The 19,347-nt window shown below is 71.2% G+C and carries 16 protein-coding genes; 9 read left to right on the forward strand and 7 right to left on the reverse strand.

Annotated elements, in window-relative coordinates:
• Nucleotides 1-55 precede the first annotated feature (55 nt).
• Nucleotides 56-1,348: a hypothetical protein gene (locus tag ACN4JJ_RS03680; protein ID WP_440708546.1), complete on the forward strand. Its 1,293-nt coding sequence runs from the start codon at nt 56-58 to the stop codon at nt 1,346-1,348.
• Nucleotides 1,345-2,127: a glycosyltransferase gene (locus ACN4JJ_RS03685; RefSeq protein WP_440708547.1), complete on the forward strand. Its 783-nt coding sequence runs from the start codon at nt 1,345-1,347 to the stop codon at nt 2,125-2,127. Before ACN4JJ_RS03680 ends, ACN4JJ_RS03685 begins: the two co-directional genes overlap by 4 nt.
• 42 nt (nt 2,128-2,169) lie before the next feature.
• Here the strand turns inward: ACN4JJ_RS03685 and ACN4JJ_RS03690 are convergent, their stop codons facing one another.
• The 4 genes from ACN4JJ_RS03690 to ACN4JJ_RS03705 are packed head-to-tail and all read right to left on the reverse strand — an operon-like array spanning nt 2,170 to nt 7,045.
• Nucleotides 2,170-3,060: a glycosyltransferase family 2 protein gene (locus tag ACN4JJ_RS03690; RefSeq protein WP_440708548.1), complete on the reverse strand. Its 891-nt coding sequence runs from the start codon at nt 3,058-3,060 to the stop codon at nt 2,170-2,172.
• Nucleotides 3,057-4,448 carry an O-antigen ligase family protein gene (locus tag ACN4JJ_RS03695; protein ID WP_440708549.1) on the reverse strand — a complete coding sequence of 464 codons (1,392 nt, stop codon included), beginning with the start codon at nt 4,446-4,448 and terminating at the stop codon, nt 3,057-3,059. Before ACN4JJ_RS03695 ends, ACN4JJ_RS03690 begins: the two co-directional genes overlap by 4 nt.
• The gene (locus ACN4JJ_RS03700) at nt 4,445-5,827 is read right to left on the reverse strand and encodes an O-antigen ligase family protein (protein ID WP_440708550.1); all 1,383 of its coding nucleotides are present in this window, start codon (nt 5,825-5,827) and stop codon (nt 4,445-4,447) included. The genes ACN4JJ_RS03695 and ACN4JJ_RS03700 overlap by 4 nt, the downstream gene beginning before the upstream one ends.
• Before the next feature lie 39 nt (nt 5,828-5,866).
• A complete protein-coding gene (locus tag ACN4JJ_RS03705) occupies nt 5,867-7,045 on the reverse strand; it encodes an acyl-CoA dehydrogenase family protein (protein WP_440708551.1) in 1,179 nt (392 codons plus the stop codon).
• A 176-nt stretch (nt 7,046-7,221) separates the two neighbouring features.
• Here ACN4JJ_RS03705 and manA point away from each other — a divergent pair, with 176 nt between their 5' ends.
• A complete protein-coding gene (gene manA / locus ACN4JJ_RS03710) occupies nt 7,222-8,505 on the forward strand; it encodes a mannose-6-phosphate isomerase, class I (protein WP_440708552.1) in 1,284 nt (427 codons plus the stop codon).
• 19 nt (nt 8,506-8,524) lie between these two features.
• On the opposite strand, the gene ACN4JJ_RS03715 is transcribed toward manA, so the two are convergent.
• Complete coding sequence (locus ACN4JJ_RS03715) at nt 8,525-9,481, reverse strand: GlxA family transcriptional regulator (RefSeq protein ID WP_440708553.1); 957 nt, start codon at nt 9,479-9,481, stop codon at nt 8,525-8,527.
• A 187-nt stretch (nt 9,482-9,668) separates the two neighbouring features.
• Between ACN4JJ_RS03715 and ACN4JJ_RS03720 the strand changes: the two genes are divergently transcribed.
• The 3 genes from ACN4JJ_RS03720 to ACN4JJ_RS03730 all read left to right on the forward strand — a co-directional run bounded on the left by ACN4JJ_RS03720 (nt 9,669) and on the right by ACN4JJ_RS03730 (nt 15,031).
• Nucleotides 9,669-9,989, forward strand: coding sequence for a WhiB family transcriptional regulator (locus ACN4JJ_RS03720; protein ID WP_440708554.1), 321 nt, complete (start codon nt 9,669-9,671; stop codon nt 9,987-9,989).
• A 160-nt stretch (nt 9,990-10,149) separates the two neighbouring features.
• Nucleotides 10,150-13,578 carry a glycosyltransferase family 2 protein gene (locus tag ACN4JJ_RS03725; protein ID WP_440708555.1) on the forward strand — a complete coding sequence of 1,143 codons (3,429 nt, stop codon included), beginning with the start codon at nt 10,150-10,152 and terminating at the stop codon, nt 13,576-13,578.
• Nucleotides 13,568-15,031, forward strand: a complete 1,464-nt coding sequence (locus ACN4JJ_RS03730) for a DUF5719 family protein (RefSeq protein ID WP_440708556.1) — start codon at nt 13,568-13,570, stop codon at nt 15,029-15,031. Before ACN4JJ_RS03725 ends, ACN4JJ_RS03730 begins: the two co-directional genes overlap by 11 nt.
• Before the next feature lie 15 nt (nt 15,032-15,046).
• Here ACN4JJ_RS03730 and ACN4JJ_RS03735 read toward each other — a convergent pair whose 3' ends face one another.
• Nucleotides 15,047-15,487 (reverse strand): metallopeptidase family protein, encoded by a 441-nt coding sequence (locus tag ACN4JJ_RS03735; RefSeq protein WP_440708557.1) that lies wholly within the window; start codon nt 15,485-15,487, stop codon nt 15,047-15,049.
• Nucleotides 15,488-15,604: 117 nt separating this feature from the next.
• On the opposite strand from ACN4JJ_RS03735, the gene ACN4JJ_RS03740 reads away from it, so the two are divergent.
• Nucleotides 15,605-15,808: a DUF3499 family protein gene (locus tag ACN4JJ_RS03740; RefSeq protein ID WP_440708558.1), complete on the forward strand. Its 204-nt coding sequence runs from the start codon at nt 15,605-15,607 to the stop codon at nt 15,806-15,808.
• A 40-nt stretch (nt 15,809-15,848) separates the two neighbouring features.
• A complete protein-coding gene (gene ahcY, locus ACN4JJ_RS03745; protein WP_440708559.1) occupies nt 15,849-17,348 on the forward strand; it encodes an adenosylhomocysteinase in 1,500 nt (499 codons plus the stop codon).
• An 81-nt stretch (nt 17,349-17,429) separates the two neighbouring features.
• On the opposite strand, the gene ACN4JJ_RS03750 is transcribed toward ahcY, so the two are convergent.
• Nucleotides 17,430-18,248 (reverse strand): RDD family protein, encoded by an 819-nt coding sequence (locus ACN4JJ_RS03750; RefSeq protein WP_440708560.1) that lies wholly within the window; start codon nt 18,246-18,248, stop codon nt 17,430-17,432.
• Nucleotides 18,249-18,295: 47 nt separating this feature from the next.
• Here ACN4JJ_RS03750 and ACN4JJ_RS03755 point away from each other — a divergent pair, with 47 nt between their 5' ends.
• A complete protein-coding gene (locus ACN4JJ_RS03755; protein ID WP_440708561.1) occupies nt 18,296-19,291 on the forward strand; it encodes a stage II sporulation protein M in 996 nt (331 codons plus the stop codon).
• The last annotated feature ends 56 nt before the right edge of the window (nt 19,292-19,347 follow it).

Here is a 19,347-nt window from a genome sequence, read left to right on the forward strand (position 1 = left end):
GAACCTCCCTCGCGCCCCGGAACCTCCGAGACGGCGACTACTATGCTTGCACCTTATGACCGATCCGAGCGGCGCCCAGGACGGTCCGGCCACCGGCCCCACCATCGGCCGGCGCTCCTTCGTGGGTGTCGGCGCCGCCTCGCTGATCTCGGCCGGCGTCGGCTTCGCGGTGCTGCTGATCGTGCCCATCGTGCTCGACACGGCCGCCGCGGCTGTGTTCATCGCGTTCTGGTCGTTCCTGTTCGTCTGGTTCGGCATCCTGGGCGGTCTCTCCGCCGAGACCACCCGCGCGGTGCACAACAGCGACCGCATCACGGTTCCGGATGCCCAGCGGCGCGAGCCCCGGATGGTGCCGGTCGGCCTCGCGGTCGGCGTCACCCTCGGGGTGCTGCTGTGGGCCACGAGCTTCTGGTGGGCGCCGCTGGTGCTGGTGCCGCAGTTCGCGTACCTCGCCGTCCCACTCAGCTGCGCCGTCGCGCTGTTCTCGGGCCATGCGACCATCGTCGGCATCCTGGGCGGCCGGCTGCAGTGGGGCACGTACACCCGCCTGCTGATCGGCGACTCGCTGCTGCGGCTCGGGCTGGTGGTGGTGGCCGCGATCGTCGCCGCGAGCGTCGGCGGGTTCGCGGTGGCCGCGAGCGTGTCGACCGTCACGTGGCTGATCGGGCTGCTGCTCTCGCCCACGCTCCGCTCGGCGGCGCGGGCTCGGGCGGATGTGCCGCTCGGTGCCTTTCTCAAGCGCGTGGGGCACGCCAGCCTCGCGTCCGGCTCGAGCGCCGTCCTGGTCGTCGGCTTCCCGGTGGTGCTCCGCCTGACCTCGAGCGAGGCGGTCTACCTCGCCGCGGCTCCGCTGCTTCTGGCGGTGACCTTCACCCGGGCTCCGCTGCTCATCCCGCTGAACGCCTACCAGGGTGTGGCGATCGCGCACTTCGTGAACAACCGGTCCGCCGGCCTGCGCGCCCTGGCGCCGGTCGCGCGCCTGATCGCGCTGATCGCCGTGGCCGGGGCGGTGCTCGGCTGGCTGCTCGGACCGCTGCTGCTGACGCTGGTCTATGGTCCCGACTACTACGTCGACCCGTGGACCATAGCCGGCCTCGTGCTGGCCGCGGGGATGCTCGCTCTGGTCACCATCACGGGCGCGCTGTGCCTCGCTCTCGACAAGCACCGCGCGTACTCGACCGGGTGGATCGCGGCGACCGTGCTGGCCGTGCTGATCCTGCTGCTTCCGCTGCCGATCGAACTGCGGGCCGTGCTGAGCCTGCTGCTCGGCCCGCTCGCCGGGCTCGCGATCCACTTCGCGGCCCTGCGACCGCGCGCCACCGCGACCGACCCGAAGGGAACCGCATGAGCCGCGGCATCCGCGCCAGTGTGTGCATGGCCACCTACAAGGGCGCCGCGTACGTCGCCGAGCAGATCGAGTCGATCGTGGCGCAGCTCGGCCCCGACGACGAGCTCGTGATCGTCGACGACTGCTCGCCGGACGACACCGCCGCCGTCATCGTGGAGACCATCGACCGCCTCGGCGAGTCCCGGGTCTTCCTCACCAAGACCGACACGAACGTCGGCTACGTGCGCGCCTTCGAGGCCGCGATCCGCCGCGCGCGAGGCCGATTCGTGTTCCTCTCCGACCAGGACGACGTCTGGACCTCTGGCCGCCACGAACTGATGATCGCCGGCCTCTCCCGCTCGCTCGTCGTCGCCGGCAACCACTCCATCCTCGGCCGGAACGGAGCCCGCCTCTGGTACCCGCCGCTGCGCGCGGGCGGTTCGCGCCACCACCTGGCCAACCTGTTCGCGATCATGATCGGCTATCGGCCGTATTTCGGATGCGCCATGGGTTTCCGGCGCGAGGCGATCGACGGCGGCATCCTGCCGATCCCCGACTACGTCACCGAGTCGCACGACATCTGGATCGCCATCACGGGGAACGTGCGCCACAGCATCCGTCACCTCGACGAGGTCGTGGTGGAGCGCCGCCTGCACGACAGCAACCAGACCCCCCTCGGCATCCGCGGCCTCCCCACCATCCTCGCCGCGCGCCGCCGCTTCGCCCGCCTCATCGCCGAGGCGCACCGCCGAGCCCGAGCCGCCCGCCGCGCCCCCGCGTCACGCCCCTCCCGCCCCTGAGGCTCTACCCGCCCTCGAGGAGGGGGTGCGGGGTGCGCGCGGCTAGCGGCCGAAGGCGTGCCGCAGCAGGGCCCGGCGGCCCTGCGCGTCGCGGGCGCGCAGCGCCGCGGGCAGCTCGCTCAGCGCATTCAGGCGTGAGGTGACGTGCAGCCGCGCCGCGCGGGCGGCCGCAGGCCAGCCGCGGGCGCGCATCCGCGAGGCCGCCTCGGCGAACAGCGCGCGCTCCTCGGCGAACTTCGCGCCGTCGGGGCCGGTGACCGCCGAGACGCTGGCCGCGTGCCGGCGGTAGGAGAAGCACACCTCGTCGTCGAGCACGAACGAGCCGCCGTCGAGGATGATGTCGATCATCAGCGCCAGATCCTGCACCACCTCGAAGCCCGGCCGGAATCCGTGCCGCCGCAGCTCCTCCGAGCGCCACACGATCGACGGGAAGTACGCCCAGTTGCCGCGCAGCAGGCTCGTCGCGAGTGGTTCGCCCGAGTACGAGCGGGCTCCGGATCCGCGAAAGCGCAGCAGCCCCTTCACCCGGTCGGCCAGCGGATGATGCACCGCACCCTCCGCGTCGATCACCTCGACCCCGGGCTGCAGGATCGAGGCCGACGGGTAGGCCGCCGCGAGCGAGGCCATCCGCTCCACGTACCGGGGATGCATCCGGTCGTCGCACCCCATCAGCACCGCCCGCTCGTTCTCGAGCAGCCGCACGCACTCCCGGAAGTTGCCCCCCACGCCGAGGTTCACCGCGTTGCGGAGGTAGTGCACCCGCGGGTCGGCCGCCGCCAGCGATGCCGCCCACTCGCCCGGTGCGGTATCCGGGTACACGTCGTCGACGATCACCAGCCGCCAGTCGGGGTCGCTCTGGGCCAGCACGCTCTGCACGGCCTCGCGGAAGTGATCGGGGCGGCCGTAGAACGGCATCATGATGTCGAGGGTCATCGGGTGCTCTCCGGGGAGTTCTGCGGATGCGGATACGGATGCGGGCCGGGGCCGGGGTGCGCCGGCCCGCCGGGTTCGGGATGCGGCTCGTCGGCCCGCCGCAACCGCATGCGCCAGCTCAGGTCGCGCGCGGCCTTCACCGAGCAGATCACCAGCAGCAGCCAGCCGTACTCCACCAGCACCGCGCTCTCGGCCACCGAGGTGGCCAGCAGCACCACGAGCACGAGCGCGAGCCAGAGGTACACGATGCTCTTCTTGGCCGCCGCCAGCACCCAGGCGCGCCCGACGGTGAGCCCCACGAACCCCACGAAGATCACGAAGCCGATCAGCCCGAGCTGGAAGTACACGTCGATGAACGCGTTCAGCGCCGAGGTGTGCGCCCGGTTGCCGATCACGTCGAGCGCGAAGAACGGCGACACGTCCGGCCGCCAGTAGCCCGCCCAGCCCCAGCCCTCGAGCGGGTTGAGGTCGATCAGCCGCCCGAGCTCGCGCCAGATCTCGAGCCGGTAGGTGAACTCGCGCCGGCTCGAGAGCAGCTCGAGCACCCGCACGCGGCCGAAGAACAGCAGCGATCCGGTCAGTAGTCCCAGGGCCAGCAGCACGAAGTGCCAGCCGCGCCGGGTCTCCGGCGCCGCTCGCCGCAACGCCAGCAGGATGCCGGCGGCCAGGGCCGTCACGAGCGTGACCCCGAGCGTCACGGGCGATCCGGAGAACACCACGCACAGCGCCGCCACCACGACGCTGTAGACGCCCACCCCGCGCCGCACCGAGCGGGTCGCGAGCTCCACGGCGAAGGTCACGATCGCGATCAGCGCCACGAACCCCAGCATGTTGCGGGTGCCCAGGATGCCCTGGGCCGGGCCGCCCGCGGCGAGCGACCCGGTGATGTTGAGGAAGCGGATCGGCGTGTCCAGCAGCACCCCGGCGATGATCTCGAGCACCAGCGAGAGCGTCAGCACCACCCGCAGCACGTCGCCGACGGCGCGCACGATCTGGATCAGGTCGCGCACCACCGCGATGTACACGCCGAGGAACGCGTAGGCCAGCAGGTAGGCCAGCCCGTTCAGCGTCGAGGGCAGGTACTTGCTCCAGAACATCGTCATGACGCACCAGCCGAGGAACACCAGCAGCGACACCGGCAGCAGACCGTGCCAGTCCAGCTGCGCCCACCGGCCGACCAGGCTGAGGGCTGCGAAGAGCACGAGCGCCGACACCACGGCGATCAGCCCGGGCCAGCCGATCGTGGCCCGCAGGGCGAACGAGCCGAACCCCGTGGCGAGCACGGTGACGGTGAGGGCCTTGGCGAAGCGGGTGTGCCCGAAGAAGGCCAGAACGGCGGTCGATCCGGGTCGCGGATCGGGCCGGGAGGGGGCCGGCGGCGCCGTCATCGGCGGGCGGACGCCGTTCGCTCCGACAGCCCCCGCAGCCCCCTGAGGTTCGTGCGACCGCGCGAGTCGTCGTCGAGGTCGAGCGCCACCGCCCCCAGCTCGAGCTTGGTCTTGACGGCCACCAGCACGAACAGCACCCAGCCGCCCTCGACCAGCATCCGGCTCTCGAAGAAGCTCTGGGCGATCAGCGCGGTGAGCAGCAGCATCGGCGTGAGCGCGACGGCGAGGCGGGGGAGCGGGCGCCCGCCCGCGTCGAGCGGGTGGTCGACGGCGAACCACCAGCTGCGGTACCAGGCGCCCACCATCAGCAGCACGATCAGCACCAGGCCGACGATGCCGAGCTGCAGCCAGACGTCGAGCCAGGCGTTGTGCGCCTGGAGGTAGGTGACGCCCTTGCGCACGGCGAGGTCGTCGAACGGCTCGACCCACGGCACCCAGTAGCTCACCCAGCCCCAGCCGAAGACGGGGCGCTGCTGGGCGAGCCCGGTGACGGCGTTCCAGATGTCGAGCCGCCCGGTGAGGTCTTCCGACTTGCCGAACAGGCCGAGGATCTGCGACCAGAAGGCGCTCACGCCCACGGCGGCCAGAGCGGTGACGGCCGCGCATCCGGCCAGCACCCAGGCGCGACGGCCGGGGCCGACCCGGCGCGCCAGCAGAAGCACGCCGAGCATCGCGGCCACCAGCACGGCGGCGGCGATGGCCGTGGCCGAGCGGGTGAGGGCCAGCACGAGCACGGCGACGGCGATCCAGGCGATGGTCGGGCGGGCGCGGCGCAGCTTCTGCACCAGCTGCACGCCGAGCACGATCAGGGCGAGCACGGCGACGAAGGCCAGGATGTTGCGGTTGCCCACGATGCCCTGGATCGGGCCCCCGCTGAACAGCGTGCCCTGCGTCCAGTAGAAGGCCTTCGGCACGGCCGCATCGCCGTAGTCGGTCCAGAACGGGAAGATCGGGGCGCGCACGAACACGGCCACGAACAGCTCGAAGCCGAGCGAGAGCCCGAGGATCCAGTTCAGCGCCGAGGCCAGCGCGCTCACCAGCCGCGGCCAGCTGAGCGCCACGCACAGGTAGAGGGCGCCCAGTGTGGTGGCCGCCTGGGCCAGGATGCCGATCACCGAGGCGCCCGGGTAGTACGACCAGGCCAGCGAGAGCACCATCAGGATGCCCAGCAGCAAGAAGGTGCGCGGGAGCCGCCGCAGGTCGAGCGCCCGCCACAGCCGCTGCCGGGTCATCAGCACCGCGATCACCACCGTGAGCGCACCGACGAGCGCGAGATACCCCCACCAGCCGATCAGGTCCCGCCAGAACTCGCCCGCGAAGACCGTGAACAGGATGAACACCGAGAGAGCGCGGGTGGCGGCATCCGTCGGGTATCGCATACGGAGAGCCTACTTACTCGCCGGGCGTGCCGGCGCGGCCTACACGAAGGCGGCGAACCCGGTGAGGCTGCGGCCCACGATGAGGGTGTTCATCTCGCGCGTTCCCTCGTAGGAGTAGAGCGCCTCGGCATCGGCGAAGTGCCGCGCCACGTCGTACTCGAGCGTGATGCCGTTGCCGCCGAGCGCCTCGCGGCACCAGGCGACCGTTTCGCGCATCCGGGCCGTCGTGTACGCCTTCGCCAGCGCCGAGTGCTCGTCCTTCTGGGTGCCCTCGTCGAGCATCTGCGAGACCCGCACCACCATGCCGAGGCTGGCGGTGATGTTGCCGATCGACTTCACCAGCAGGTCTTGGATGAGCTGGTGCGAGGCGATCGGCTTGCCGAACTGCACGCGCTCCTTGGTGTAGCGCAGCGCGGCCTCGTAGGCGCCCACCGAGTTGCCGACGGCGGCCCAGGCCACCTCGGCCCGGGTCAGCCGCAGCACCTTCGCGGTGTCGCGGAACGAGTTCGCGTTCTGCAGCCGCAGGCGCTCCGGGATGCGCACGTCTTCGAGCGTGATGTCGGCGTTCTGCACGATCCGCAGGCTCTGCTTGCCCTCGATCTTGGTGGCCGTGTACCCCGGAGTGGAGGTCGGCACGATGAAGCCCTTGACCTGGCCGTCTTCCGCATCCTTCGCCCAGATCACCGTGATGTCGCTGAAGGTGGCGTTGCCGATCCATCGCTTGGAGCCGTTCAGGATCCAGTCGTCGCCGTCGCGGGTGGCGATCGTGCGCAGGCCCTGGGCGCTGTCGGAGCCCGACTGCGGCTCGGTGAGGCCGAAGGCGCCCACGATCTCGCCCGAGGCCATCTTGGGCAGCCACTCGGCGCGCTGCTCGGCACTGCCCGTGACGCTGATCGAGCCCATGGCCAGGCCGTTCTGCACGCCCACCAGGGTGGCGATCGAGGCGTCGACGCGCGCCAGCTCGAGAGCCACGAAGCCGCGGAAGACGGCCGAGTTCTCGAACGGCTTCGTCTCGTCCCAGGCGAACGCGAAGGCGCCCGTGGCGGCGAGGCCCTTCATGATGCCCTCGGGTGAGGTGGCCTTCTCCCAGTGCTCGTTCACGACCGGCTTGACCTCGGTCTCGAGGTAGTGGCGCAGGGCGGCGATGGCCTCGGCCTCCTGCTCGGTGAGCAGGCTCTGGTAGCCGTAGAAGTCGCTGGCGAGGGGCTCGAAAGACATGGGTGCTCCGTTGCGTTTTTCGTTGCGGTGAGGCGGTGGTCCGCGCGATCCGGGATCGGCGAGCCGAGCCTAATCCGGTGGACCGGGAGGGGCATCCATGGTTGGTAGTTTGGTCTAACCGGCCCGAACGCCCGAGACGCGTGCGTTGTAGGTCGCTGATAGTCGGAGGATCAAGGATGTTCGTCGAGATCGCCAACACGCCCCGCGATTACGCCTGGGGCTCCACGACCGCCATCCCGGAGCTGCTCGGCACGCCCGAGACCGGGGAGCCGCAGGCCGAGCTCTGGCTGGGGGCGCATCCCGGAAGCCCCTCGAAGATCGTCGACCCCTCGCTGACCGACGGCGCCGCCGACCTCGCGGAGTGGTTCGCGCGCTCGCCGCAGGCCGCCGGGGCGACCGGTTCGCTGCCGTTCCTGTTGAAGGTGCTCGCGGCCGAGCATCCGCTCTCCCTGCAGGCCCACCCCACGCTCGAGCGCGCCCGCGAGGGCTTCGCCCGCGAGAACGCGGCCGGAATCCCGCTCGACTCGCCCGAGCGCAACTACAAAGACCCGCTGCACAAGCCCGAGATCGTGGTGGCGCTGAGCGAGCGGTACGAGGCGCTGTGCGGATTCCGGCCGCTCGAGGAGGTGCGCGAGATCGTCTCCCTGCTCGTGACCATCGACAACTCCTCCACGGCGCCGCGCTGGGAGCTCTACGGCCCGATCGTGCACCTGCTCGAGGACTCGATCACCGAGACCGAGACGGATGCCGAGGTGCTGCAGTCGGTCGTGGCCTGGCTGCTGGAGGGCGGCGAGGCCGTGTCGGCACTCGTCGGCCACCTGGTGCGCACCGCCGAGAAGGCGCTGCACCCGGCGCACGCGCACATGACCGACCCGTACACGCCGTCGCTGGAGACCGTCGTACGGCTGAACGAGGAGTACCCGGGCGACCCCGGGATCATCATCTCGCTGCTGCTGAACCGGGTGACGCTGGCGGCCGGCGAGGCGCTCTACCTGCCGGCCGGCAACATCCACGCCTACCTCCGGGGGCTCGGTGTCGAGTTGATGGCGGCCTCGGACAACGTGCTGCGCGGCGGCCTCACTCCCAAGCACGTCGACGTGCCCGAGCTGCTCGAGGTGCTGGAGTTCCGGCCCGTGCCGGTGCCCCGCCTCGTGCCGTCGCAGCCCTCGGCCGGTGTCACGCTGTTCAAGCCCGACGTGCCCGACTTCGAGCTGGCCCGCATCGACCTGGCCCCGGATGCCGCGTCCGAGGCGTCGTTCGCGCCCCAGGGTCCCTCGATCGTGCTGTGCATCGCCGGCGAGCTGCAGGTCACGGCGGTCTCGGGTGCCACGTTCGCCCTGGTGCGGGGTACAGCGCTCTACGTCACCCCCGACGAGGGCTCGCTCGCCTTCGCCGGCTCCGGTACCGCCTTCGTGGCGGCCCCCGGAGCCCCCGCGCACGCCCTCCCCACCCAGGCCTGAGGGCGGCGCCGCGGCGCCGTCAGGCGGGGATGCGGAGGGTGAACGCGCGGCGGTAGGCCGCGGGGGTGGTGCTGAGCGTCTTCGCGAAGTGGTGGCGCATCACGGCGGCGGTGCCGAAGCCGCTCTCGGCGGCGACGCCGTCGAGGCTGAGGCTGCTCTCCTCGAGCAGGCGTTGCGCGTGCAGCAGGCGCTGCCGGTTGAGCCAGGCGCCCGGCGTGGTGCCCAGGTCGGCCTTGAAGCGGCGCGCGAAGGTGCGCGGCGACATGAGTGCCTTGCGGGCCAGCTCGTCGACGGTCAGCTCCTGGTCGAGGTGTTCGAGCATCCAGGCCGTCACCTCGGCGAACGAGTCGCTCTGGCACACCGGTATCGGCGTCGCGATGTACTGCGACTGCCCGCCCGAGCGCTGCGGCGGCACCACCATGCGCCGGGCCACCACGTTCGCGGCCGAGGCGCCGAGCTCCTTGCGGATGAGGTGCAGGCAGGCGTCGATGCCGGATGCCGTCCCTGCGCTGGTGATGATCCGCCCGTCCTCCACGAACAGCACGTCGGGGTCGACCGAGATCGACGGATGCTCCGCGGCGAGGCGATCGGCGTGCATCCAGTGCGTGGTGGCCGAGCGGCCCTCCAGCACCCCGGCCTTGGCGAGCGTGAACGCCCCTGAGCAGATGCTGAGGATCCAGGCCCCGCGCGCCGCCGCATCCTGCAGCACCTCCACGACGGCCGGATGCACCTCGGCGTCGATCATGTGCGCGGGCACGGCGACGAGGTCGGCCGTGGCGGCGCAGGAGAGGTCGCTCGCGATGATCATGTCGTAGCCGAGGCTCGTGCGCACCGGGCCGGGCTCGGCCGTGGCGATCGTGAAGTCGAACTCCGGGCCGCCGTGCTCGCTGCGGTCGATGCCGAACACCTCGCAGACCACGCCGAACTCGAACGGGGCGACCCCGGGGATGGCCAGCAGCACGACGTTCTTCAGCATGCTGGCAGGATATCGATGATCACTGAAGAAAGTCCACTGAGTCGGATGCGACACGGTCGTGTCGTAACCCTTAAGGCGGAGTTGAGGGTTTACGATCCGCGACTTGACGTGAGCGAACTACACCGATGTAATTAGTGAACGGGGTTTTTCGGCAGGTCGCAAACGAGTTCAGAGGGTGGAGCGTGATATGGCCATGTCAGAGTATCGCCCAGGCGTTCCGGACGACTGGTTCGTCGATCCGGTCAACCTCGGTGTCCCCGGCGTCCGTCAGCCCAGCGATGACGAGAATCCGCTGGCCTGGCAGGCCGACTCGCTCTGTGCGCAGACCGATCCCGAAGCCTTCTTCCCGGAGAAGGGCGGCTCGACCCGGGACGCCAAGCGCATCTGCACCACCTGCGAGGTCAAGGCCCAGTGCCTCGAGTACGCCCTGCAGAACGACGAGCGCTTCGGCATCTGGGGCGGCCTCAGCGAGCGCGAGCGTCGCAAGCTGCGCAAGAAGGCCGTCTAGGTCCAGCCTCTTCGGTCGTGGGTGCTGTTGCGGCACGCCGGCCCGTAAGTGAAGCTCACCGGCTGACACGGACGGTCGCGTCTCACACGCGATTCATAAGAACCCGGCACGCCGACCGAGTCGCCGGGCATTGCGCACGGGCCCGCTTAGAGTCAGTGCGATGCACGCCCGAGTCACAGCCGTTCTGGTCTCCTCCAACGGAGCCGACCACCTTCCGCGAACCCTGGAAGCCCTCGCGGCCCAGACCCGAGCCCCCGATGCGCTGATCGTGGTCGACTGCGCGTCGAGCGACGACACCTCGAAGCTGCTCGCCGCCGCGCAGCCCACGCGGTTCATCTCGGCCTCCACCCGGCTGAACTTCGGAACCGCCGTCGCGCACGCCCTGGGTGTGGCCCCGCCGCCGGCCAGCGAGAACGAGTGGCTGTGGCTGCTGGCGCACGACACCGCGCCCGAACCGGACGCCCTGGCCGCCCTGATGGCCGCCGTCGAGGTCAACCCCTCGGTCGCCGCCGCCGGCCCCAAGCAGATGGAGTGGGACGACCCCGCCTACATCAGCGAGTTCGGCGAGACGGTCACGAGCCTCGGCGCGAGCGTCCCCCTCGTGGAGACCGAGCTCGACCAGGCCCAGCACGACCGGATGAGCGACGTGCTCGCGATGGGCGCCGCCGGCCTGCTGGTGCGGCACACCGTGTGGAACGAGGTCGGCGGCTTCGATCCCGCTCTGCCCACGGCCGACAACGCCCTCGACTTCTCCATCCGGGTGCGCCTGGCCGGCCACCGCGTGCTGGCGGTTCCCGCCGCCAGGGTCGCCACCGACGGCGACGGCTTCTCCGACCCCGGCCGCTCCACCAAGGGATCGGCGCGCCGCAAGCGCCAGACCGCTCGCCGGGCCGCCCAGCTGCACCGCCGCCTGGTCTACGCACCCCCTTTCGCCGTGGTCTTCCACTGGCTCTCGCTCGTGCCGCTGGCCGTTTTGCGCTCCCTCTTCCAGCTCGTCCGCAAGCAGCCGGGCGCGATCGGCGGCGAGTTCGCGGCGGCGTTCAAGACGGCGTTCGGATCGAAGACCACCGAGGCTCGATCGAGGCTGAAGGCCTCGCGCAAGGTCGGTTGGCGTGCGATCGCACCGCTCCGGATGCCGGGCGACGAGATCCGCCGGCGCCGCTCCCTGCAGCGCGAGATCGCCCTCACCTACCTCCGCGGCGACCGCGACCGCATCCAGTTCATCTCCAGCGGCGGTGTCGCCACCGTTCTGATCGTCGCGCTCGTCGGTGTGGTGGCTTTCATCCCCGTGTTCGGTGCGGCCGCCATCACCGGTGGCGGCGCTCTTCCCCTGGAGAGCACGGTCGGCGGGATGTGGGCGCAGATCGGGACGGGCTTCCGCGATCTCGGCCTCGGCTTCGTGGGGGCCGCCGATCCGTTCGCCACGGTTCTCGCCCTGCTCGGCTCGCTCACCTTCTGGTCGCCGTCGTTCGTCATCGTCTGCCTGTACCTCGTCGCGCTGCCGCTCGCTGCGCTGGCCGCGTGGTTCTGCGCCGCGCAGCTCACCCAGAAGCCGGTGCTGCGCACGATGGCCGCGGTGCTCTGGGTGCTCGCGCCGCCGTTCCTCGGGGCGCTGGACTCGGGCATGATCGGCCCGATCCTGGCCCACCTCCTGCTGCCCTGGCTGATGCTCGCGGGGCTCGCGGCGCCGAAGTCGTGGTCGGCCTCGGCGATGGCGTCGATCCTGTTCGCCGCCGTGCTGGCCGTGGCGCCCTCGCTCTGGCCCGCCCTGCTCGTGATCTGGCTGATGGCCACGATTGCCTCGCGCCGCAACGTGGTGCGCCTGATCGGTGTGCCGATCCCGGCCCTGGTGCTGTTCGCGCCGCTGATCTGGGACCAGTTCCAGCGCGGGACGCCCCTGGCGGTCCTGGCCGACCCCGGCGTGCCGGTGTGGCGCGCCCAGGTGCCCGTGATCGACCTGCTGATCGGCCTGCCGCAGACCGGTCTGGCCGGCTGGGAGTCGCTCGCCGGCACCGTCGGCATCCCCGCCGGTGTCGTGCTGGTGGTGCTCGGCGTCCTCGCGGTGCCGCTCGGGCTGATCGCCCTCGCGTCGCTCTTCCTGCCCGGGTCCTACCGCGCCGTGTTCGCGGTCGTGATCGGGATCCTCGGGTTCGCCACCGCGGTCGGCGCCGGCCAGCTGGCGCTGGCCACCAGCGGATCGCAGGCCGTGTCGATCTGGCCCGGTTCCGGCCTCAGCCTCTACTGGATGGGCCTCGTCGGCGCCGCCGTGCTCGGTCTCGCCTCGCTGCCCAAGCTCGTCGGGCTGCCGGCCGTCGTGGCATCGGTCGCCGTCGGTGTCATCGTGCTGCCGATGGGTCTCGGGGTGCTGCTCGGCACGGCCGAGGCGGCTCCCGGATCCGGCCGGCTGCTGCCGGCCTACGTCACGGCCGAAGCCTCCGCCAACCCGCGGGTGGGCACGCTGGTGCTGGCCCCGCAGGCCGATGGGGCGCTCGGTGCCACCGTCGAGCATGGATCGGGTCCGACCCTGAACCAGCAGTCGACCCTCGGCTCGACCGCCGACTTCGCCAGCGAGGGCCGCACCGAGCTGGCGGGCCTCGTCGGCAACGTGGCCTCGATCAGCGGATCGGACGTCTCGGCCCGGCTGAGCGAGCTCGGCATCGAGTTCATCCTGCTCGCCCCGGCCGCCCCGGCGCAGGCCGGAGAGGCGGCGTCGGCCACGACGGCCCGTAGCGCCAACGCGCTCAGCAGCAATCCGCAGCTCACCTTCATCGGCGCGACCTTCGCGGGCGACCTGTGGCAGGTCTCCGGCGACGGGGCGCTCGCCACGCTACCTGAGCCCGTGCCGACCAACACGGTAACGCCTCTGGGCGTCCTGATCCTGGTCGTGCAGGCCTTCGTGTTCGGCATCGCGCTGCTGCTGGCGCTGCCGGCCGGTCGCCTGCAGACGCAGGGCAATCGGGCCGTGAGCGCCACGGCCCACGTGGCTCCGGCCGACTCGCCCGAAGAGCTGATCGCCGAGAAGAAGCGCTCGGAGTTCGACGACGACGAGGCCGTGGGCGAAGAGCCCGAGGCACTCGACGTGGTCGAGGAGCGCGACGTCGTCGACGACGAGGTGGCTCCGACCGCTCCCGACGCGACGCCTGCTCCGGATGCGGCGGCCGAGCCGGTGCAGACGGCCACGGGTGTCTACGCGGCCTCGTACGTGACGGATGCCCCCGCCGAGGCCGAGGCGCAGGCAGCCCCGGTGTCCACTGCCGACGCCGACGCCGACGTCGAGGCCGACGCCGACGTCGAGGCCGAGGCACCGGCCGCCCCGGCGGTCAACCCCGTCATCGACGTGTACGCCGTCACCCCTCCCGTCCCGGTCGCGCCGCAGCCCGACCTCGACGAGACCGCGGTCCCCGCATCCGGAGCCGCCTCGTCCGGTCCCGAGTTCGACGACTACGACCCCAACGACGAGACCGTGCTGAGCGTGCGCGACGCCCTCGGGCGCGACGCGCAGAGCGAGCGGACCGACGAGAGCCCGCACGCCGAGAACCTGAACGCGCAGAACCCCCACCACGAGGAGGGCCGCACCGATGGCCGCTGATCGCAAGCTCGTGGCGACCGGTGCCCGCGTGGCCACCGGCGTCGTCGTCGCGGCCGTCGCGGCGGCCGTGGCCGGTGCCGCCCTGGTGCTGCCCCTGCCCTCGGTGACCGCGGTACCCGCATCCGTCACCGTCGACCCCGCGCCCGCCGAGGAGGTGCGCGCCTGCGCCGGTCCGCTCGTGCGGCTCTCCGACGACACCGGGCAGGATGCGACCGCCATCTCCGGTGTGGGGAACCCGCAGCTCGTCTCCGGCTCCTCCTCGCCCTCGGCAGCCTTGGACATCGCCGGCCTGACCTCCATCGACGACCGCGCCGCCACCGAGGCGTCGACGCCGGTGCGGGTCGCCCTCCCGGCCGCGGCCGCCGGCGCCGCCGGGACGGCCGACGACGCCTCCGCCGGCGTGCTGTTCGGCGCCGCCCAGTCGCAGTCCGTCGCCACCGGCGAGCTCAGCGGCTTCGCCGCGAGCGCGTGCGGAGAAGCCACCTCCGACAGCTGGCTGGTCGCCGGCTCCACCACCGTGGGCCGCACCAGCTTCGTGGTGCTGGCCAACCCGGGCGACGTGGCGGCCGTGGTCGACCTCGCCATCTACGGCGACCAGGGCGTCGTCGTCTCGCCCGGAGCGAACAACATCGACGTGCCCGCCCGCTCGACGCGCACCCTGTCGCTGGCCGGTCTCGCGCCGTCGCTCGCCGACCCGGTCGTGCATGTCACGGCCAGTGTCGGGGCGGTGTCGGCCTTCGTGCAGCAGAGCGTCGTTCGCGGCCTCGAGGCCGGGGGAGTCGAGCAGGCCGGCCCCACCGCCGCTCCCGCGACCGAGCAGACCATCGCCGGCATCCAGATCGCCGGCACCTCGGCCATCGCCGAGCGCCTCAGCGACCCCGACTACGTCGATCTGCAGAGCATCCTGCGGATGTTCGTGCCGGGCGATGCGCCGGCATCCGTCACCATCCGCATCGCGGAGGAGAAGACCGGCGGCGCGCAGACCGAGTACCAGGTGGGCCTGACGCCCGGCATCGTGACCGAGTTCCCGCTGCAGGACATCCCCGACGGCATCTACTCCGTCCAGATCAGCTCCGACCAGCCGATCGTGGCCGCCGCGCGCACCTCGACGCTCACCGAGGCCGGCAGTGACTTCGCCTGGTACCCCTCGCTGCCCGAGCTCGGCGACGAGTTCTTCGTGGCCGCGGCCGTGGGCTCCACCCCGCGCCTGCACCTCGTGAACGCCAGCGGTGCGGATGCGCAGATCACGCTCACCACGGCCGCCGGCGTACAGACCCCGATCACCATCGTGCCCGGCACCCGATACGTGCCGCTGGACCCGACGACGACCTACACGGTCAGCACCTCGGTGCCCATGTCGGCCTCGGTCAGCTACTTCGGCGACGCGCAGTCCTCGTCGTTCGCGATCGCCCCACCGAGCCCGGCCGCGGCCCCCGTCGTCGTCTACCCCTGAGGCCTGTGCCTCGCGTCAGAGGTGGCGGAAGCGGTCGGGCGCCAGGTCCCACGGGTCTTTGCCGAGCAGCTCGGCGACGGCCCGGAAGACGCACGACTCGATCGCGAGCCGCTTGTGCACCTCGTCGTCGCGGTGCAGGTGCGACATCCGCTCGATCGGCAGCCGGAACAGGATGACCCGGTTCTTGGAGACCGACCAGCGATCGACGTGATCGGGCGAGCCGAACTGCCCGAACGGCATCGGCGCCACCTCGAAGCTCACGTTCGCGAGCTCGTTCGGCCAGACGCTGCGCAGGTACTCCGCCGTGGAGGCGACCGTCATGTCGAACAGGTCCAGGCGCGAGCGCAGGAACGGCAGGTGCGGCCCGGCGGCGGAGGAGCGCAGATCGCGCCCGTGCCGGTTGCGGGTGCGGGCCCGGATCGTCGCGGCGCGCGGGGTGCGGCGGGATCGGGGCATGCGGCCAGTCTACGACCTGACCTCGCCTCAACGACCTGGCAGCGCGGCTGCTCCGGCACCGCGACACGGCTCCGCGCTGAGGGGCAGGCGAGGCCGCCGGAGCTACTGTTGGAACCGATGACGAACAGGGAATGCTCGCGGCCCTCGTGCCGCGGTGAAGCGGTCACCACGCTCACCTACGACTACGCCGACTCACTGATCGTCGTCGGCCCGCTCGGCCTGGTCGCCGAGCCGCACAGCTACGACCTCTGCGCCCTGCACACGGATCGCCTCTCGGCCCCGCAGGGCTGGCAGATCATGCGCCACGTCGGAGTGCAGTAGGGATCGCCCGTCTCGCAGCCTCGTCTGCGAGAATGGAGTCATGACTTCCGCTCCGGCCACCACCGTCTCCCTGCCCTATCGCGTCGCGAACATCGCCCTGGCCGAGGCGGGGCGGCATCAGATCCGTCTGGCCGAGAACGAGATGCCCGGCCTGATGGCCCTCCGCGAGGAGTTCGGCGCCACCAAGCCGCTCGCCGGCGCCCGCATCATGGGCTCGCTGCACATGACCGTGCAGACCGCCGTTCTGATCGAGACCCTCGTGGCCCTCGGCGCGCAGGTGCGCTGGGTGAGCTGCAACATCTTCTCCACCCAAGACGAGGCAGCCGCCGCCATCGTCGTGGGCCCCACCGGCACCGTCGAGGCGCCGGCCGGCGTGCCCGTGTTCGCCTGGAAGGGTGAGACGCTCGAGGAGTACTGGTGGTGCACCGAGCGGGCGTTCGACTGGACCGCCGAGGCCGCGGCATCCGCTGCCCTCGGGGGCGACGGCTCGTTCATCGGCCCGAACATGATCCTCGACGACGGCGGCGACGCCACGCTGCTCGTGCACAAGGGGCGCGAGTTCGAGCTGGCCGGCGCGGTTCCGGATGCCACGGCCGACGACTCCGACGAGTACGGCGTCATCCTGAACCTGCTGCGCCAGTCGCTGGCCGCGAGCGGTGACCGCTGGACGCGGATCGCCGCCGAGATCAAGGGCGTCTCCGAGGAGACCACCACCGGCGTGCACCGCCTCTACGAGCTGGCGGCCGCGGGCGAGCTGCTGTTCCCCGCCATCAACGTGAACGACTCGGTCACCAAGTCGAAGTTCGACAACAAGTACGGCATCCGGCACTCGCTTCCGGACGGCCTGAACCGCGCGACCGACGTTCTGATGGGCGGCAAGGTCGCGTTCGTGGTCGGCTACGGCGACGTGGGCAAGGGTGCTGCCGAGGCGCTCAAGGGCCAGGGCGCCCGCGTGATCGTCTCCGAGGTCGACCCGATCTGCGCGTTGCAGGCGGCGATGGACGGCTTCCAGGTCGCCCGTCTCGACTCGGTCATCGGCGAGGTCGACATCTTCGTCACCGGAACCGGCAACGTGAACGTCATCGGCGTCGACGACATCCTGAAGATGAAGCACCTCGCGATCATCGCCAACGTCGGCCACTTCGACAACGAGATCGACATGGCGGGTCTGGCGCGCGTCGCCGGCGCCGAGAAGGTCGAGATCAAGCCGCAGGTGCACGAGTGGCGCCTGCCCACCGGCCGGAGCGTGCTCGTGCTCTCCGAAGGCCGTCTGATGAACCTCGGCAACGCCACGGGGCACCCGTCGTTCGTGATGAGCAACTCGTTCACCAACCAGGTGCTCGCCCAGATCGAGCTCTACGCCACGCCCGAGAAGTACCCGATCGGCGTGTACGTGCTGCCGAAGCACCTCGACGAGAAGGTGGCGCGCCTGCACCTCGACGCGCTGGGCGTCGAGCTCACCACCCTGCGCCCCGAGCAGGCCGCCTACATCGGCGTCAGTGTCGATGGCCCGTACAAGGTCGACCACTACCGCTACTAGTCCTCCTGCCGACCCGTCGATTCTGGCCCTTCCCGCTCGGTTTCGGGGCCAGGATCGACGGCTCGTGAGGCGTGGGGTGGGTCAGCGGTCGGGGAAGGCGTTCGGGAGGCCCTGCAGCACGGGGGCGACCCGGGCCAGGCGCTCCTGCTCGAGCAGGAGGGCGCGGTACTCGCGATCGCGGCGCATGGTGGCCACGCCGAGCAGGAAGACGTGCGGATGCACGGCCGGCAGCGGCGAGACGAAGGGCGCGGCCTCGGCGGCGAGCTCCGACCCGAGCCGGTCGCGCATGTCGGGCGTCATCTTGTCGGCCTGCGTGAGGAACTGCACGATCCGTCGCGACAGCCGATCCGGCAGCTTCGCCACGTCGGCCGTCTGCGACCACGAAATCAGCTGAGGCGGGATGCCGAGCACGAACGGCACCGGCCGGGGCACCCGCTCGTGCTGGCTGTAGGTGCCGGCGAGCAGATCGCCGAGCCGCTTGGATCGTGAGTTCAGCAGCGAGACCAGGAAGGCGAGCATCCCGAACGTCAGGAAGATCTCGACGAACCCGGTGACGCCCCGGATGACCGCGTGCCGCAGCGAGATGGCCCCGCCGTCGTCGCGCACGATACGGGCGCCGATCGCGAGCCTGCCGAGCGAACGGCCACCGGATGCGCGTTCCACGATGATCGGGGCGAGCACCAGGAAGCCGACCACGAGCGACAGCGACAGCGCCTGGGCGAGTGCCGCGTCGATGCCCGAGTCGGTGAGCAGGACCCCGAAGAACAGGTACAGCGCGATCAGCAGCGAGACGACGTAGACCAGGAAGTCGATGGCGCCGCTGACGCTGCGCAGGAGGAAGCTCGCTGGCCGCACATCGAGCGCGACGGCTTCGCCGGTGAGCAGTTCGCCGTCGTCCATGGAATGATTCTACGAAAGATCGGCCGACACGGAGGGGGATCGCGCAGATGGACCTCGACGCCTACTCCGCCGCGCACCGCGACGAATGGGACCGCCTCGACGAGCTCGGACGCCGCTCCCGGTACACCGGCCGTGAGGCCGACGAGCTGATCGAGCGCTACCAGTCGGGATCGACTCAGCTCTCGGCCATCAAGACCGTCGCCGGGTCCACCGCGGTCGGCGACCGCCTCTCGGTCTCGCTCTCGCGGGCGCGACTGCGCTTCACGGGCGCGGGCACGAACGTGTTCCGGCAGATCCCGGTGTTCTTCGCCGTGCAGCTGCCGGCGGCGCTGTACCGCCTGCGCTGGCTCACCCTGGCGGCCGCCGTGGCCACCGTGGTGATCGCCACGCTCTACGCGATCTGGATCTCGCAGGATCCGGCGGTGATGGCCGCTCTCGGCGACAGCGAGACGCTCAAGAAGCTCGCCGACGAAGACTTCGTCGACTACTACTCCGAGAACCCGGCGGCCTCCTTCATGGGCCAGGTCTGGACCAACAACGCCTGGATCGCCGCCCAGTGCGTGGCCTTCGGGGTGCTCGGCGTCTTCGTGCCGGCCGTCATCATCCAGAACGCGCAGAACCTTGGCGTCAATGCGGCGGTCATGTTCGAGTACGGTCACGGCGACCTGTTCTTCCTCTACATCCTCCCGCACGGCCTGCTCGAGCTCACGGCCATCTTCGTGGCCGCCGCCGCGGGTCTGCGGATCTTCTGGGCCTGGGTGGCACCGGGCGCGATGACGCGCGGCCGCTCGCTGGCCGAGAACGGCCGTTCGCTGTTCACGGTGGCCATCGGCCTGGTGTTCGTGCTGTTCGTCTCGGGAATCATCGAGGGATTCGTCACGCCGGCGCCGTGGCCCTGGCCGGTGAAGATCGGGATCGGTGTGCTGGCGCTGGCGGCGTTCCTGGCGTACATGGTCGTGCTGGGCGGGCGGGCTGCGCGGGCTGGGCAGACGGGGGATCTCGAGGAGTTCGAGGCCGGGGCGACGCAGCTGACGGCTGCTTAGTTGCCGGTCGCGCCGGGCTTCGCTCGGCGTGACCGGGGCTCGCCGGTCCCTGCCCG

Origin of the sequence: Herbiconiux dendrobii, from assembly GCF_052048175.1 — a bacterium.
Lineage (GTDB): Bacteria > Actinomycetota > Actinomycetes > Actinomycetales > Microbacteriaceae > Herbiconiux.

Excerpts from the sequence above, each read along its gene's own strand:
- manA (WP_440708552.1), top strand. The coding sequence starts at position 7,222 with ATGTTCGTCGAGATCGCCAACACGCCCCGCGATTACGCCTGGGGCTCC.
- ACN4JJ_RS03690 (WP_440708548.1), bottom strand. The coding sequence starts at position 3,060 with ATGACCCTCGACATCATGATGCCGTTCTACGGCCGCCCCGATCACTTC.
- ACN4JJ_RS03725 (WP_440708555.1), top strand. The coding sequence starts at position 10,150 with ATGCACGCCCGAGTCACAGCCGTTCTGGTCTCCTCCAACGGAGCCGAC.
- ACN4JJ_RS03730 (WP_440708556.1), top strand. The coding sequence starts at position 13,568 with ATGGCCGCTGATCGCAAGCTCGTGGCGACCGGTGCCCGCGTGGCCACC.
- ACN4JJ_RS03755 (WP_440708561.1), top strand. The coding sequence starts at position 18,296 with ATGGACCTCGACGCCTACTCCGCCGCGCACCGCGACGAATGGGACCGC.
- ACN4JJ_RS03735 (WP_440708557.1), bottom strand. The coding sequence starts at position 15,487 with ATGCCCCGATCCCGCCGCACCCCGCGCGCCGCGACGATCCGGGCCCGC.
- ACN4JJ_RS03750 (WP_440708560.1), bottom strand. The coding sequence starts at position 18,248 with ATGGACGACGGCGAACTGCTCACCGGCGAAGCCGTCGCGCTCGATGTG.
- ACN4JJ_RS03700 (WP_440708550.1), bottom strand. The coding sequence starts at position 5,827 with ATGCGATACCCGACGGATGCCGCCACCCGCGCTCTCTCGGTGTTCATC.
- ACN4JJ_RS03705 (WP_440708551.1), bottom strand. The coding sequence starts at position 7,045 with ATGTCTTTCGAGCCCCTCGCCAGCGACTTCTACGGCTACCAGAGCCTG.
- ACN4JJ_RS03680 (WP_440708546.1), top strand. The coding sequence starts at position 56 with ATGACCGATCCGAGCGGCGCCCAGGACGGTCCGGCCACCGGCCCCACC.
- ACN4JJ_RS03695 (WP_440708549.1), bottom strand. The coding sequence starts at position 4,448 with ATGACGGCGCCGCCGGCCCCCTCCCGGCCCGATCCGCGACCCGGATCG.
- ACN4JJ_RS03740 (WP_440708558.1), top strand. The coding sequence starts at position 15,605 with ATGACGAACAGGGAATGCTCGCGGCCCTCGTGCCGCGGTGAAGCGGTC.
- ACN4JJ_RS03715 (WP_440708553.1), bottom strand. The coding sequence starts at position 9,481 with ATGCTGAAGAACGTCGTGCTGCTGGCCATCCCCGGGGTCGCCCCGTTC.
- ACN4JJ_RS03720 (WP_440708554.1), top strand. The coding sequence starts at position 9,669 with ATGGCCATGTCAGAGTATCGCCCAGGCGTTCCGGACGACTGGTTCGTC.
- ACN4JJ_RS03685 (WP_440708547.1), top strand. The coding sequence starts at position 1,345 with ATGAGCCGCGGCATCCGCGCCAGTGTGTGCATGGCCACCTACAAGGGC.
- ahcY (WP_440708559.1), top strand. The coding sequence starts at position 15,849 with ATGACTTCCGCTCCGGCCACCACCGTCTCCCTGCCCTATCGCGTCGCG.